The following is a 14,438-nucleotide window of genomic DNA, read 5'->3' on the forward strand; positions in this document are numbered from 1 at the left end:
AGGAACCTTTAATACAATTTCTGTACCAAATTACTTAATGTAGAGTACAGATTTTACAGCTTTTATAACATCATCTGCATTTGGCAACCACTCTTTTAATAATACTGGTGAGTAAGGTGCAGGTGTATCTGCTGTAGTTATTCGTTGTATCGGGGCATCCAAATAATCGAATGCTTGTTCTTGTACTTGATAGGTAATTTCAGATGCTACACTTCCAAACGGCCATGCCTCTTCTAAAATAACCAATCTATTCGTTTTTTTAACTGAATTTAAAATTGCGTCATGGTCCATAGGACGGACAGTGCGTAAATCAATGATTTCGCAAGAAACACCATCTTTTTCTAATTCATCGGCCGCTTTATAAGCTTCTTTAATAATTTTACCAAAAGATACTATTGTAACATCTTTTCCTTCTCTTTTTATATCTGCAACTCCAATTGGCACTATGTATTCACCATCTGGCACTTCTCCTTTATCACCATACATTTGCTCTGATTCCATAAAAATAACCGGATCATCGTCTCGAATGGCCGCTTTTAATAGTCCTTTTGCATCATATGGATTGGAAGGAACAATTACCTTCAAACCTGGTGTATTAGCATACCAGCTTTCAAATGCTTGGGAGTGTGTTGCTCCTAGTTGTCCGGCCGATGCCGTTGGGCCTCTAAAAACAATTGGGCAGTTAAATTGACCACCACTCATTTGGCGAATTTTAGCGGCATTATTTATAATTTGATCAATCCCAACTAATGAGAAATTAAAGGTCATATATTCTACAATTGGTCTATTACCATTCATCGCAGACCCCACAGCAATACCGCCAAAACCGAGCTCGGCTATAGGTGTATCAATAACCCGTTTTGGACCAAATTCATCAAGCATGCCTTTAGAAGCCTTGTAAGCACCATTGTATTCTGCTACCTCTTCCCCCATCAAATAAATGCTTTCATCTCTTCGCATTTCTTCGCTCATAGCTTCACATACAGCTTCTCTAAATTGAATTGTTCTCATGAATCTTTAATTAAATTGAAAAGCAAAAGTAAGAAAATTACCAGTAAAAAAAGTGTAATTTTAACACCGTTTCTCTATTGAAAATTAAATGTACGGCTATTTAAATTATTATAAAATCACCAAAAATTTCGCTTTTGCACTTTATTTAGCTGTTAATGCCCTTTTTATTCTGAAATATGGCGTTAGACAACCGTATATTTCGAACCACTTTTTATTATTAATTTATATTGCAGTTGTCTTAATAACCTTATTTATACTTTATAAATATCAAAGTAAAATTAATAGAACAAAAAAGTTCAATTTATACTATTCTCTCACCACATTATTTGTTTTTGCTCTATTCGTTATAGTGAATTATATTATTGATGGTAATTCTTTGAATACTGATAGATGGTCAGCTTTACAGGTAACCGTTGAAAGTATTATTAATGGAAATTACCCATATTCTGTTAAAGATCATTTAGGAAAGACTTCCTCTAATTTACCAGGATTGTTTTATTTAGGATTACCTTTTTACTTATTGGGAAATATTGGTCTATTACAAGCTTTTGTATTTTTATTTGGTTCCTTTTTTTTAATAAAACAAAAAATTAGTAACACAAAAAAGCTTTCCATTTTAACTTTATTTTTATTATCTCCGGCTTATCATTGGGAAATTTTTGCAAAAAGTGATTTAATGAGTAATTTATTATTGCTTTTAATCTTTATATATTTCTGGAGTAATAAATACCGAGAACATTCATTTAAAAAACCAATACTCCTTGCTTTCTTTTGCGCATTTTTCGTACTAACAAGAGGAATCGTAGTTATACCATTAACATTATTCCTTTTTAAAGATTTTCTTAAAGCCGATTTACAGGCAAAACTATATTTTGCCTTTAGTGGATTGTTTTTCTTATTTCTTATATCGCTACCCATACTTATAAATTTACCCAATGATAATATAATGTTAGAACATAATCCTTTTAATCATCAAACTAGGTATGCTCCCAAATTACTTCAGTTATTGGTATTATTATTGCCATTTTTCTTTTCGTTTAAATCAAAAAATGTACATGACGTTACGAATCTCTCTTTTTTGTTGTTGGCTACATTTTTATCACTAACCTTTGTCATAAATATATTTGAAGAAGGTTTTCATAACAATTTATATGGAAATCTTTTTGATATATCATATTTAGGTATGATCATACCTTTTGCCGTTTTAGTTATTGTAATAAATCATGAAAAAAATACTATGCACGCATAGCATTTTTAAAAAAAAGTAGTAACTTCGCTGACATCAATAAAATGAGTAAAATCATACTTAAAATATAGTAAATAATGAAGATATTAGTTTGTATAAGTCACGTACCAGATACAACTTCAAAAATCAATTTTACAGATAATGACACAAAGTTTGACACTAACGGTGTACAATTTGTAATTAATCCTTACGATGAGTTTGTTCTTACCCGTGCCATGTGGTTTAAAGAGAAACAAGGCGCTTCTGTAACAGTGGTTAATGTAGGAAATGCTACTACCGAGCCTACCTTACGAAAATCATTGGCTATAGGCGCTGACGAGGCGATTCGCGTAAATGTAGAACCTACAGACGGAATGCTAGTGGCTAAAGAATTAGCCGAAGTAGTAAAGAATGGTGCTTATGATTTAGTATTAGCAGGAAAAGAATCAGCTGATTATAATGGTCAAATGGTACCGGGTATGTTAGCTGCCTTAACAAATTATAATTTTGTGAATAGCTGCGTAGGTATGGAAGTTGACGGTACTAATGCAAGTTTAACAAGAGAGATTGATGGTGGTGAAGAAAAACTTTCATCAAGCTTACCAATAGTTGTAGCGGGGCAAAAAGGGATTGTAGAAGAAAAAGACCTTCGTATACCAAATATGCGTGGAATCATGATGGCTCGTAAAAAGCCTTTAACTGTTGTTGAACCAACAGGAGTTGAGGCTGCTACAGCTTCACAAACATTTGAAAAGCCAGCGCCAAAAGGAGCTGTTAAGCTAGTAGATAATGTTAGTGATTTAGTTGACTTATTACATAATGAAGCGAAAGCTATTTAATTAATCAAAAAAACAAAACATAGATATGTCTGTATTAGTTTTTGCCGATTCATCGGAAGGAAAATTTAAAAAAACTGCTTTTGAAGTAGTTTCATACGGAAAAAAAGTTGCTGAACAATTAGGTAGCAACCTTACAGCTTTAACAATAAATGGCGGTGATGCGGCCGAACTTTATGCATTTGGAGCAGAAAAGGTAGTAGAAGTTAAAGATACTGATTTAACCTCATTTAATGCCAAAGCATATGCTGCAATAATTGAGCAAGTTGCTAATGCTCAGAATATTGACCTAGTGATTATTGATTCATCTATTGATGGTTTAACAGTAGCTCCATTGGTGGCAGTTGCTTTAGAAGCTGGTTATGCCTCTAACGTAGTTGCTTTACCAAGTAGTACTAGTCCATTTGCAGTAAAAAGAAAAGCATTTTCAAACAAAGGATTTAATAATACCGTAATTACTACTGATAAAAAAGTAGTTGGTATTGCTAAGAATTCTTTTGGAGCACATGAAAATGCTGTATCCGGCGTTACCGAAAGTTTTAATGCCAGCCTACCCGAATTAGGTGTAAATTCAGAAAGTATTAGTAAAGCAAGTGGACAAGTTACCATTGCAGATGCCGATATTGTTGTTTCTGGAGGTCGCGGATTAAAAGGTCCTGAAAATTGGGGAATGATTGAAGAATTAGCTTCTATCCTCGGAGCGGCTACTGCCTGTTCGAAGCCTGTTTCTGACTTAGGTTGGAGGCCTCATAGTGAACACGTTGGACAGACAGGTAAGCCCGTAGCTTCTAACTTATATATTGCCATTGGTATATCAGGTGCTATTCAACATTTAGCAGGTGTAAATGCTTCTAAAGTGAAAGTTGTAATAAATACAGATCCTGAAGCTCCGTTTTTCAAAGCTGCTGATTATGGTATCGTTGGCGACGCTTTTGAAGTTGTTCCACAACTAATTGAAAAATTAAAAGAGTTTAAAGCTCAAAACGCGTAATTTTTTTATAAATTGTGCCGCAAAGGCTGTCTGGTTAAGGACACGCAAATCCTTAATTAGACAGTTTTTTTATATCTTAGTTTTTAATGAGTTTAGTAAGACTGAATATAAAAGGAATATCATACAGCCAAACACAAAGTGGGGCATATGCTTTGGTATTAAATGAAGTCGATGGAGAACGCACTTTACCAATTATTATTGGGGCTTTTGAAGCGCAGTCAATTGCGATTGCACTTGAAAAAGAAATAAAGCCTCCAAGACCACTTACTCATGATCTATTCAAAACTTTTTCTGATCGTTTTCAAATAAAAGTTAAGCAGGTAATTATACATAAGCTGGTAGATGGTGTTTTTTATTCGAGCCTAATTTGCGAGCGCGATCGTATTGAAGAAATTATAGATGCAAGAACTTCAGATGCTATTGCCTTAGCGACAAGATTTAATGCTCCTATATTTACCTATGAGAATATTTTGGATAAAGCTGGAATTTATCTAAAATCTAAAGAAGAACCTGCCGAAATGGAGGCCTCAAAAATTGAAGTAGAAGAATTATTAGAAGATACTTCTAGTGATACCACCTCTTATAGCGATTTTACCATGGCCGAACTCAATAATAAATTAGATGAAGCTGTTGCTAATGAAGATTATGAGCTAGCGGCTAAACTACGTGACGAAATTTCTAGACGTCAGAAATAACACCCCAACTATTATGCGAAATTTTCTTTGTATTCTATTTGCGCTTTTTACATTAAGTATATCAGCACAGCAACTAGAAAAAAAATGGCAATTTAATTCTATTACGAATGAAAGTGATGAATCTCTATTTGCAATTGACCAATCTGATATTTTGACTTTTGAAAAGGGTAAATTTAGTTACAACCTTGCCGCAAAAGATAATTTAAAAGCTTCTGGCGATTATATTCATAGAGATGATGTTCTAGTTTTTTATTACAAATTACCTAATGATACAATTAGAACATATAAGATTTCGCAATTAACTGATTCAACATTAAACTTTCATGAGAATAATGTTAATTATAAATTTAGAACAGATCAAATCGAATCGCAGAATTCTAATGATTCTAAAATCAATAATTGGCAACTTTCTGAACATATTATTTATGAAAGTTACCCTGACAGTATAAAAGCTAAATTAGATTTTGAAAAAGGAAAAGAATTTTTATCTCTTGAGGCTAATGGAGAATACACTTCAATAAATAAAAACCTTTTTAATAAAGGATATTGGTTACAAAATAATAACCTGATTATTTTCAAACAAAAAATTCCTTTAGCAGTAGATATTTATTATCAAGTAATCGAAAAATCTGAGAATCATTTAAAATTAAAAAATGGAAATGAGGTACTTGTATATATCTCTGATTCCCATCCTAATTATTTTCATAAGGAAGAAAGTAAAGATGTAATTATTCCTAGCAAAGGGTTTACATTTAACAGTCTATGGCGAGGCGCACTAGGAATGCTTACTTTATTGTTTATCGCATTTTTATTCAGTAGTAATCGCAAGGGTATTAATTGGAAAACTGTTGGTTTAGGATTAGCTTCACAGCTACTTATTGCCATTGGTGTTTTAAAAGTACCTTTTATACAAAAAGCCTTTGATTTTGTAGGGCAGATTTTTGTAAACATATTAGATTTTACGAGATCGGGTAGTGAATTTTTGTTTAGTGGTGTAATGGACATTAACTCCTTTGGATTCATTTTTGCTTTTCAAGTACTACCAACCATCATTTTCTTCTCAGCACTTACCTCGGTACTTTTCTACTTAGGGATTATTCAAAAAGTGGTAAAATTTATGGCAAAATTATTAACGAGAATTTTAGGTATTTCTGGGGCTGAAAGTTTATCTGTAGCCGGTAATATCTTTTTGGGTCAAACAGAGGCTCCTTTGTTAATAAAGGCCTATTTGGAAAAAATGAATCGCTCAGAAATATTGCTAGTTATGATTGGCGGTATGGCCACGGTAGCAGGAGCTGTTCTCGCCGCTTATATCGGTTTTTTAGGTGGAGATGATCCCGCATTAAGATTAGTATATGCAAAGCATCTTTTGGCCGCGTCAGTGATGGCTGCTCCTGGAGCCATAGTGATTTCAAAAATATTATATCCTCAAACAGAAAAAGTTAACACAGATGTAAAGGTTTCGCAAGAAAAGATTGGCTCGAATATTTTAGATGCCATCGCTAATGGTACTACCGAAGGTTTACGACTTGCAATTAATGTTGGGGCAATGCTTCTTGTTTTTATGGCTTTTATCGCAATGATCAATGGAATCTTTGGCTGGTTGGGAGATGTTACCACCATAAATTCTTGGATGGCAGCTAATACGCCTTATCCAAAATTATCATTAGAAGCAGTTCTAGGTACTATATTTGCTCCTTTAATGTGGCTAATTGGTGTTGCTCGTGAAGACATGATGTTAATGGGACAATTACTTGGAATTAAATTAGCGGCAAGTGAGTTTGTAGGATATATTCAATTAGCAGATTTAAAAGAGGTTGCTAATGCTACGCATTTAACTTATAATAAATCTATTATTATGGCAACTTATATGCTTTGTGGATTTGCCAACTTTGCCTCTATTGGTATACAAATTGGTGGTATTGGCTCATTAGCTCCTGGGCAAAGAAAAACCTTATCTGAGTTTGGCATGAAAGCTTTAATTGGTGGCTCCTTAGCTTCTTTAATTTCGGCTACCATCGCAGGCATGATCATTGGTTAAGTCGTTAATAACTTTTTATACAATTTAAAGCTTCAATTCTAAAAGATTGAAGCTTTTTTTTACTTTTATTTCCGTCAATAAAAAGATAAAATGAGACAATATTTAGACCTAGTAAAGCATGTGTTAGAAAACGGCAATGAAAAGAATGATAGAACCGGTACAGGCACTAAAAGTGTATTTGGTTATCAAATGCGATTCGATTTAGGTGAAGGTTTCCCAATGGTAACTACTAAAAAGCTTCATTTGAAATCTATCATTTATGAATTATTGTGGTTTATAAAAGGAGATACTAATGTAAAATACTTACAAGAAAATGGTGTTCGTATCTGGAATGAGTGGGCAGACAAGAACGGCGATTTAGGCCCTGTTTATGGGCATCAATGGCGCAATTGGAATAGTGATGACATTGATCAATTAAAAATAGTTATAGAGACTTTAAAAAACAGCCCTGACAGTAGACGAATGCTGGTTTCTGCATGGAACCCTAGCGTATTGCCCGATACTTCTAAAAGTTTTGGCGAAAATGTAGCAAATGGCAAAGCTGCTTTGCCTCCGTGCCATGCATTCTTTCAATTTTATGTTGCTGACGGTAAACTATCTTGTCAGCTATATCAGCGTAGTGCTGACATTTTTTTAGGCGTTCCTTTTAATATTGCATCCTATGCCTTATTTACCATGATGATGGCTCAAGTATGTGGTTATGAACCAGGAGAATTTGTACACACATTTGGTGATGCACATATCTATAGCAACCATATGGAGCAATTAGAATTACAGTTATCTAGAGATCCTAAACCACTTCCAAAAATGCACATTAATCCTGAAGTAAAGAATATTGAAGATTTTACTTTTGAAGACTTTACGTTGATTGATTATGACCCACACCCACATATAAAAGGTGTTGTTGCCATTTAATAACCTTAAAATATAATTAGAAGCTTTAATATTGAATTATTAAAGCCTTTTTTTTATTTATAGATTTAAAACACTGTTTTCATCTGCCGCATAATCATTCCAAACATAATCATCGGCCTGATCATCATTTATATAAGTACCATCAACCACATATCTAAATTCATATGAAGCATCTTTTTCTAAATCTACAATTCCTTTGAAAGTTCCATTCTTTAATTTTCTAAGGTTAAGAACATCGGATTTCCAATCATTAAAATTTCCAACAACCGATACCTTATTTGCATCTTTAGCAGGTACGGTAAAAGTTACTTTGCAAACAGGTTTACTTTTTAAGTATTGCTTTTTAATTGCCATAATTTTCAATTTAAATTACTAATACAAAGATACTTAACAAAGTAAATATTATATGAAATAATTGTTATCAAAGGGTTATTTTTATCAATTATTCATTTTAACAACCTGTAAAAAATTATATGAAAAAATTTAGGTTGATAAATTTTCATTTTACCGTTTCTTTAACATATAGAAACGTAAAAAACAGATAAATTGCACTGTAAATTTTCCTAAAATTTTAGAAAAAGAAGCTATAATAGAAGTTTAAAGTAAAAAGCTTTGAAATTCGCACATAAGGGGTTATTTTAGAAGTCATAAAAAAATTTAGCAAATAATGGAAAAAGAACAACTTAAACATCATGTACTTCAGCGCATTGAAAATATTGATGATATGAATATTTTGAATGCCATCCAGTCTTTTCTAAATACTTTAGAAAACGAAGAAGTAGATCTTAATAATATCAATGAAGTTTTAGAAAAAGAGGATTTTACCGGCTATATTAAAGAGTGGGTTAAAAATATGTAATTTAATTTCTTTCCTAAAAAAATACTACTTTCGTATTCCGTTTAAATACTAAAAATGGAATCTAAAGATCAGCACGAAATCTACGAAAAAACACGTAAACGCGTTCAGCAAAAGAAGCGCCTATATTATCATTTTGTCTTATTTCTTATTGGCTCTGTTTTTTTAATTGTTCTTAACCTATTTTTTAAAGTTGGTGAGCAATTTGGTGAGTGGTTTAAATATGCTGTAGCAGTATGGTTCTTTCTATGGCTATTACATTTTGTTAATGTTTTTATTACCAAACGTTTTTTTGGTAAAGATTGGGAACGAATTCAAACTGAAAAACTCATAGAAAAACATCACAAAAAAGTTCAAAAACTCGAAAAAAAACTCATTAAAAATGGTTTGATAACCCCAGATGATGCGTTATCAGATACTCTAGAAAAAAAAAGCTTAAACAAATGATAACGCTCATAGCAGCAATAGGCACCAATGGTGAGTTAGGTAAAGACAATGATTTAGTTTGGCACTTACCAAATGATCTAAAACGTTTCAAAAAAGTAACTGCTGGTCACCATGTTATTATGGGAAGAAAAACTTTTGAGTCGCTTGGAAAACCCTTACCGAAACGTACTAATATTATTGTAACCCGTAATGAAGATTATAGTGCAGAAGGTTGTGTAATAGTTCATTCTTTAAATGAGGCCTTGGAAGCAGCTAAGGAAGATGAGAATCCATATATATTAGGTGGTGCTCAAATCTATAAACAGGCCATGAAGATTGCAGATGTTTTAGATCTCACTTTAGTTGATGCCTCCCTTGAAGCTGATGCCTTTTTTCCGGAGATTGATAAATCTATTTGGAAAGAAGTTTCTCGAGAGGACCATCTCGCTGATGAAGAACATAAGTATAATTACAGCTTTGTTGTTTACAAAAAAAAGTGAACCTAAAAAAGAATTCACTTTTTAATAACTTCTCATTTCAACAAAGTATTTAAAGAACTTACCGGAAAAAGCGCCTCAAAGGATAGAAACAAGATGAAGCGCATGATTCAGTAACTATTTTATTTCAATATCAAAAGGCATACGGGCCTGAAGACCTTTTAGTGTAGTTAGTTTTTTAACAGATTGGTAAACTCTAAATTGTTCTTCACCCAGTTCTTCTTTAAGAATTACCTCTTTACTGGCTTTTGCGAAAGAAAATGGTTGAAAGGCATCTTCAAAATCTCTCTTGTAACGTGGGTAATTGGTAGTTTTATAGCTGTCGATCTCAGCTAATTCTGCTGCAGCTTCAATAGCATCACTCAAACTTCCAAGTTCATCTACCAACCCATTGTCTACTGCTTCTTTTCCAGACCACACTCTACCTTGAGCTATGCTATCAACCTGAGCAAATGTCATACTTCTGCCTTCAGCTACTCGACTCACAAAAGTGTTATAGATATCTTCAACGCTCTCTTTGGTTACGTTATAAAAATCTTCGCTCATGGGTTCAAAAACACTGTATCCGGTAGATTGCTTGTTTGTTCCTACCTGTTCAGCATTTATGCCGATATTATCAGCAAACTTTTGAATATTAGGAATCATCCCGAATACACCTATAGAACCAGTAATTGTAGATGGTTCTGCATAGATTTTATTCGCTCCACATGCAATATAATAGCCTCCAGAAGCGGCAAGATTACCCATAGAAACTACTAATGGCTTTTCTTCTTTTGTTAATTCTAATTCGCGCCATATTAAATCTGATGCTAATGCGCTACCTCCCGGTGAATTAACACGTAAAACTACAGCCTTAATATTTTTATCTTTTCTAATCTTCTTTAATGCCTTAATGATTGCTTCCTGCCCAACATAATTTTCATCTCCTTCTCCGTACATAATATCCCCTAATGCATAAAGCACAGCAATTTTATTTTTCGAAGTAGATTTCATACGCCCTTTACCGGAAGCTACATAATCTTTTAATGAAATTGTATTTAATTTGGCATCAACATCTATTCCTACTGCTGTTTTCAGTCTACTTGTGTATTCATCATTATACAATTGTCCGTCAATCATATTATTTTCAACGGCTAATTGTGGGTTTCTAGCCAATAAATCATCTGCGATCAAATTTATCTCAGCTTCAGACTTGCCTCTGCTCTCGGCAATATCTGCAGTCATTTTACTCCAGATAGATTTTAAAAATGATGTGATTTGCTCTCTATTTGCATCACTCATTTTATTTGTTAAGAATGGCTCTACTGCGCTCTTATATTTACCGTGACGGATGACTTCCATTTTAATGCCATATTTATCTTCAAAATCTTTAAAATATAGTACTTCACTGGCCAAACCTTTAAAGTCTAAACCACCAACTGGGTTTACATATATTGAATCTGCGACAGAACCTAGGTAATACCCCTTTTGCGTGTAATAATCTGCGTAGGCATTTACAAATTTACCAGACTCCTTAAAATCAAGCAGTTTATCACGTATTGCTTGTGTTTGTGCCATACCAGCGTTTACCCACATCGCGCTAATACTTATACCCTTTATCTTATCATCTGTTTTCGCATTCTCTATGGCATTTATTATTTCATGTAGTTCTAATACATCAGCATCACTCTCTCCAATGAGATCAGCGAACGGATCGGTTACACTATAGTCATCTCTAACAGGTTCGTCAAATTTTAGTTTTAGAACTGAATTTTCTTTAACTACTATTTTCTCTGCGCTACTAATGCTGGAACCTATTATCATAAACATAAAGAACATAATTCCAAAGGCAATTAGAACCCCTAAAATAGCCGCCAGCAATTCTCTCAAAAATTTCATTTGTTGTTTTTTTGTTGTTTTTAAATTTCCATTTTTAAGTAAGTCTATAAATACCTGAAAAAGTTACAAGTACACTTCTTAAAATGTTTATAAATTCAGTGCGCAAATATAACTTTTTATATATTGATTTTAGTTTCTTTGTAATCCTTAATGAAAATACAACGTATCACATATTTATCTCTTGGCAGCAATGAAGGTAATAAGCTTGAAAATCTTCAAAAAGCTATTAATGAAATTGCGGAAAAAGTTGGGCGCGTTGTAAAAGTCTCTTCTGTATATAGAACTGCGGCATGGGGATTTAAAAGTGATGATTTCTTTAATATCTGTATTAAGGTTTCAACCAATCTGAATCCTGAAAAATTACTAGAAAAAGTATTAGCTATTGAAAAAGAATTAGGTAGAGAACGTTCTGATTCTAATGAATATAAAGCAAGAACAATTGATATTGATGTATTGCTCTTTGACGATGAAATAATTTTCTATAAGAATTTAAAGGTACCACACCCAAGAATGTTGGATAGAAAGTTTGTTTTAGTACCTCTAGCAGAAATTGCTCCAAACGTAAAACATCCTATTGCTAAGAAAACTACATTAATATGCTTACAAAGCTGTAATGATAGTTCTGAAATTGACAAAACCGATCTTCAGCTTCGACGACCAACGTCACTTGTTGAGAAATATAATTATATCGCCATTGAAGGAAATATTGGTGCCGGAAAGACTACACTATCTCATATGATTGGTGATGATTTTAACGCGAAACTCGTATTAGAACGTTTTGCTGATAATCCCTTTCTACCAAAATTCTATGACGATAATGATCGTTATGCATTTCCACTTGAAATGAGCTTTTTAGCAGATCGTTACCAACAATTATCTGATGATCTTGCTCAATTCGACCTTTTCAAGAATTTTATAGTCTCAGACTATTATATCTTTAAATCACTCATTTTTGCCCAAGTAACTCTAGCAAAAGAAGAATATGCTTTATACAGGCGTATGTTCGATATTATGTATAAAGAGATAACTAAGCCTGATTTATATATTTATCTCTATCAAAATACCGAACGTTTACTGCAGAATATTAAAAAGAGAGGACGAGACTATGAGCAAAATATTGAAGCGGCATATTTAGAAAAAATTCATCAGGGTTATTCGAGTTTCATAAAAACAGAACAAAACCTAAATACGCTAATAATTGACGTTTCTGATCTTGATTTCGTTAATAATTCAGATGACTATAACTACATTATTAAGCTAATTAATGACTTTCAGCTACAATAAATCTAAAAATTTCTATAACACCTGAATTAGTATTGAAATAATACTCAACAGAAGACATAATGGTGAAAAATACTTGGTATCGGCTTTTGCGAATTTTGTATTCTTAATCTTCTTAAAAAAGCCTATATAGTTAAAGTCTCCAATAGCTCTTAATAGAAATATTATTACAATAATCCATCCGGCATATTTAATAAATATAATAGGTAAAACAACTGGTATAATTGTTCCTTTAACCAAAAAGAAAAATGCAAAAAATAGTAGACCTAGCCCAACTATAAGGCTATCAAACCATTTTGGATTTAACACTTTCTTTCCCTCTTGGTTGCTAGGTAGTGCTATATCTAAGCCCCATTTACCTCCAAATGCCCAATTAAAATGAATTATGGCAAGTACAGAAAAAAATGATGCTCTGTATAAGTACTAAGATTGGCACCATTTAAGATCAGTTTATTTATTTAACAATTCTAATTTTTCAGCAAAATAATCACAAAAATCGCGCATTGTTGCTGTCATTTTTTCATCATTAGTAGCACGGTAAAATGTATCAGACATTGACAATAAGGTTTGATGAAAGAAATGTTTCATTTCTTCTAACGGCATATCTTTCGTCCATAAATCCATTTTTAACGTTTCTTTCTTTTTAGAGTCCCAAACTGATATTAAAAATGCTTTGGTATCTTCATTTGTAATTCCTCCATCTTGGGCATCCCATGAAAGTTTTTCGGGTATCTTATTTTCGTCTAATTCTACCTTAAATTTTATTTCTGATGTATGTGCTGACATATTATTTATAGCTTGATTTCATTCTTAACTTCGATTTAGACTTAGAATGATTATTTATTTTGTGGGTTTATATTTTGATTTTTTAAAGATCTCTTCATTGGTTGCGCCTAACATCTCTTGCAGTGTTACATTATTATTTCTCATATAAGAACGAACAATCTGCCATCCGAACCATTCACCTATCCTACCAGGTGTTTCATTATCTTGAGCCGAATAAAATTTAGAGAATGGTGCATCATCTAAAAATCTTCTATTTAATTCTTGGTCATTACTAAATAATAGTTTTTTCTCTACAAAGTATTTCCACATTTCAACATCATTAAATTCCGCCCAATCTATTTGCTCTTGTGTATATCCTATTTTATAAGTATCATCAACTTTTGGTAAAAATGTGTCTATAAGATATATTAACTTTCCTCGTTGAATCATTCTTGAAACAAAGGTTCTATCTGTTGTTCTAGGCATTTCTCGCTCGGCCAAAGCTTTAGCCACTGCAACTATTAAATGTTTCTTTGTGAAATTTTGCTTGATATATTCAGGATAATCTTGATACACTCTGTTTTTTTTACCCAAGAAAACATCCAGCGAAATAAATAATAAGCTGTCAGCATAAATTACCTTGTTAGCGTAATCAATATTAGACATGACCGTATAAGTAGTTGGTTCTTTAAAACCTTTGTAATAATACTTAACATGTTTAAAAAGATCGGATAGTTGTTGAGCCTCCTTATGAAAATCAACATAGGTAGTGTTAACTTCACGAAATAATTCTTGCTCATCTTTATCATTCATCTTAGCGACCCAAATACTATCTGGAACGTTAACCGGAAATAGATTTGGATACTTTTGTTTTAGCTCCGGCAATTCTGAGCTATCTGAATCGTAAAAGTCTTGTTCAAAACGCTTAACAATTACTTCTGCTTGAATCTGAGAAATATCAACTTCTGTTTGATCTTTCTTCACACAGTTTATAAGTAAAACGGCAAACATAAAAATGGAT

At 32.8% G+C, this 14,438-nt stretch carries 16 protein-coding genes; 10 read left to right on the forward strand and 6 right to left on the reverse strand.

The genetic code is table 11. The annotated features are described in order from the left end of the window. Positions 1 to 30: 30 nt before the first annotated feature. Complete coding sequence (locus AC1EUU_RS08940) at positions 31 to 1,011, reverse strand: pyruvate dehydrogenase complex E1 component subunit beta (RefSeq protein ID WP_480201073.1); 981 nt, start codon at positions 1,009 to 1,011, stop codon at positions 31 to 33. Positions 1,012 to 1,360: 349 nt separating this feature from the next. On the opposite strand from AC1EUU_RS08940, the gene AC1EUU_RS08945 reads away from it, so the two are divergent. The 6 genes from AC1EUU_RS08945 to AC1EUU_RS08970 all read left to right on the forward strand — a co-directional run bounded on the left by AC1EUU_RS08945 (position 1,361) and on the right by AC1EUU_RS08970 (position 7,714). Beyond that, the gene (locus tag AC1EUU_RS08945; protein ID WP_480201074.1) at positions 1,361 to 2,260 is read left to right on the forward strand and encodes a hypothetical protein; all 900 of its coding nucleotides are present in this window, start codon (positions 1,361 to 1,363) and stop codon (positions 2,258 to 2,260) included. Between the two features lie 74 nt (positions 2,261 to 2,334). Beyond that, on the forward strand, positions 2,335 to 3,075 hold the full coding sequence (locus AC1EUU_RS08950) for an electron transfer flavoprotein subunit beta/FixA family protein (protein WP_480201075.1): 741 nt from the start codon (positions 2,335 to 2,337) through the stop codon (positions 3,073 to 3,075). Between the two features lie 25 nt (positions 3,076 to 3,100). Then, entirely contained in the window at positions 3,101 to 4,063 is a 963-nt protein-coding gene (locus AC1EUU_RS08955; protein ID WP_480201076.1) for an electron transfer flavoprotein subunit alpha/FixB family protein, read from the forward strand. Between the two features lie 86 nt (positions 4,064 to 4,149). After that, a complete protein-coding gene (locus tag AC1EUU_RS08960) occupies positions 4,150 to 4,758 on the forward strand; it encodes a bifunctional nuclease family protein (protein ID WP_480201077.1) in 609 nt (202 codons plus the stop codon). A gap of 676 nt (positions 4,759 to 5,434) precedes the next feature. Next, positions 5,435 to 6,799: a NupC/NupG family nucleoside CNT transporter gene (locus AC1EUU_RS08965; RefSeq protein ID WP_480201846.1), complete on the forward strand. Its 1,365-nt coding sequence runs from the start codon at positions 5,435 to 5,437 to the stop codon at positions 6,797 to 6,799. 90 nt (positions 6,800 to 6,889) lie between these two features. Beyond that, the gene (locus AC1EUU_RS08970; RefSeq protein WP_480201078.1) at positions 6,890 to 7,714 is read left to right on the forward strand and encodes a thymidylate synthase; all 825 of its coding nucleotides are present in this window, start codon (positions 6,890 to 6,892) and stop codon (positions 7,712 to 7,714) included. Between the two features lie 57 nt (positions 7,715 to 7,771). On the opposite strand, the gene AC1EUU_RS08975 is transcribed toward AC1EUU_RS08970, so the two are convergent. After that, the gene (locus AC1EUU_RS08975; protein ID WP_480201079.1) at positions 7,772 to 8,068 is read right to left on the reverse strand and encodes an isoamylase early set domain-containing protein; all 297 of its coding nucleotides are present in this window, start codon (positions 8,066 to 8,068) and stop codon (positions 7,772 to 7,774) included. 313 nt (positions 8,069 to 8,381) lie between these two features. Here AC1EUU_RS08975 and AC1EUU_RS08980 point away from each other — a divergent pair, with 313 nt between their 5' ends. From AC1EUU_RS08980 to AC1EUU_RS08990, 3 genes are read left to right on the forward strand one after another with little or no spacing between them, the layout of a single operon-like run. Continuing rightward, a complete protein-coding gene (locus AC1EUU_RS08980; RefSeq protein ID WP_480201080.1) occupies positions 8,382 to 8,573 on the forward strand; it encodes a hypothetical protein in 192 nt (63 codons plus the stop codon). A 54-nt stretch (positions 8,574 to 8,627) separates the two neighbouring features. Continuing rightward, positions 8,628 to 9,017 carry a 2TM domain-containing protein gene (locus AC1EUU_RS08985; RefSeq protein ID WP_480201081.1) on the forward strand — a complete coding sequence of 130 codons (390 nt, stop codon included), beginning with the start codon at positions 8,628 to 8,630 and terminating at the stop codon, positions 9,015 to 9,017. Continuing rightward, positions 9,014 to 9,496 (forward strand): dihydrofolate reductase, encoded by a 483-nt coding sequence (locus AC1EUU_RS08990; protein WP_480201082.1) that lies wholly within the window; start codon positions 9,014 to 9,016, stop codon positions 9,494 to 9,496. Before AC1EUU_RS08985 ends, AC1EUU_RS08990 begins: the two co-directional genes overlap by 4 nt. A 114-nt stretch (positions 9,497 to 9,610) precedes the next feature. On the opposite strand, the gene sppA is transcribed toward AC1EUU_RS08990, so the two are convergent. Then, entirely contained in the window at positions 9,611 to 11,371 is a 1,761-nt protein-coding gene (sppA, locus tag AC1EUU_RS08995; RefSeq protein WP_480201083.1) for a signal peptide peptidase SppA, read from the reverse strand. A gap of 150 nt (positions 11,372 to 11,521) precedes the next feature. On the opposite strand from sppA, the gene folK reads away from it, so the two are divergent. Next, positions 11,522 to 12,655 (forward strand): 2-amino-4-hydroxy-6-hydroxymethyldihydropteridine diphosphokinase, encoded by a 1,134-nt coding sequence (gene folK, locus AC1EUU_RS09000; protein ID WP_480201084.1) that lies wholly within the window; start codon positions 11,522 to 11,524, stop codon positions 12,653 to 12,655. Positions 12,656 to 12,667: 12 nt separating this feature from the next. Here the strand turns inward: folK and AC1EUU_RS09005 are convergent, their stop codons facing one another. The 3 genes from AC1EUU_RS09005 to gldB form a co-directional block, all read right to left on the reverse strand. Continuing rightward, positions 12,668 to 13,039 (reverse strand): DUF3995 domain-containing protein, encoded by a 372-nt coding sequence (locus AC1EUU_RS09005; protein WP_480201847.1) that lies wholly within the window; start codon positions 13,037 to 13,039, stop codon positions 12,668 to 12,670. A gap of 63 nt (positions 13,040 to 13,102) precedes the next feature. Beyond that, entirely contained in the window at positions 13,103 to 13,438 is a 336-nt protein-coding gene (gene gldC / locus AC1EUU_RS09010) for a gliding motility protein GldC (RefSeq protein ID WP_480201085.1), read from the reverse strand. Between the two features lie 54 nt (positions 13,439 to 13,492). Further along, a complete protein-coding gene (gene gldB, locus AC1EUU_RS09015; RefSeq protein WP_480201848.1) occupies positions 13,493 to 14,428 on the reverse strand; it encodes a gliding motility lipoprotein GldB in 936 nt (311 codons plus the stop codon). Between the last annotated feature and the right edge of the window lie 10 nt (positions 14,429 to 14,438).

This window comes from Maritimimonas sp. 2205BS37-2, assembly GCF_056591755.1.

Excerpts from the sequence above, each read along its gene's own strand:
- AC1EUU_RS08955 (WP_480201076.1), top strand. The coding sequence starts at position 3,101 with ATGTCTGTATTAGTTTTTGCCGATTCATCGGAAGGAAAATTTAAAAAA.
- AC1EUU_RS08985 (WP_480201081.1), top strand. The coding sequence starts at position 8,628 with ATGGAATCTAAAGATCAGCACGAAATCTACGAAAAAACACGTAAACGC.
- sppA (WP_480201083.1), bottom strand. The coding sequence starts at position 11,371 with ATGAAATTTTTGAGAGAATTGCTGGCGGCTATTTTAGGGGTTCTAATT.
- AC1EUU_RS08990 (WP_480201082.1), top strand. The coding sequence starts at position 9,014 with ATGATAACGCTCATAGCAGCAATAGGCACCAATGGTGAGTTAGGTAAA.
- folK (WP_480201084.1), top strand. The coding sequence starts at position 11,522 with ATGAAAATACAACGTATCACATATTTATCTCTTGGCAGCAATGAAGGT.
- AC1EUU_RS08950 (WP_480201075.1), top strand. The coding sequence starts at position 2,335 with ATGAAGATATTAGTTTGTATAAGTCACGTACCAGATACAACTTCAAAA.
- gldB (WP_480201848.1), bottom strand. The coding sequence starts at position 14,428 with ATGTTTGCCGTTTTACTTATAAACTGTGTGAAGAAAGATCAAACAGAA.
- AC1EUU_RS08980 (WP_480201080.1), top strand. The coding sequence starts at position 8,382 with ATGGAAAAAGAACAACTTAAACATCATGTACTTCAGCGCATTGAAAAT.
- gldC (WP_480201085.1), bottom strand. The coding sequence starts at position 13,438 with ATGTCAGCACATACATCAGAAATAAAATTTAAGGTAGAATTAGACGAA.
- AC1EUU_RS08940 (WP_480201073.1), bottom strand. The coding sequence starts at position 1,011 with ATGAGAACAATTCAATTTAGAGAAGCTGTATGTGAAGCTATGAGCGAA.
- AC1EUU_RS08975 (WP_480201079.1), bottom strand. The coding sequence starts at position 8,068 with ATGGCAATTAAAAAGCAATACTTAAAAAGTAAACCTGTTTGCAAAGTA.
- AC1EUU_RS08960 (WP_480201077.1), top strand. The coding sequence starts at position 4,150 with ATGAGTTTAGTAAGACTGAATATAAAAGGAATATCATACAGCCAAACA.
- AC1EUU_RS08970 (WP_480201078.1), top strand. The coding sequence starts at position 6,890 with ATGAGACAATATTTAGACCTAGTAAAGCATGTGTTAGAAAACGGCAAT.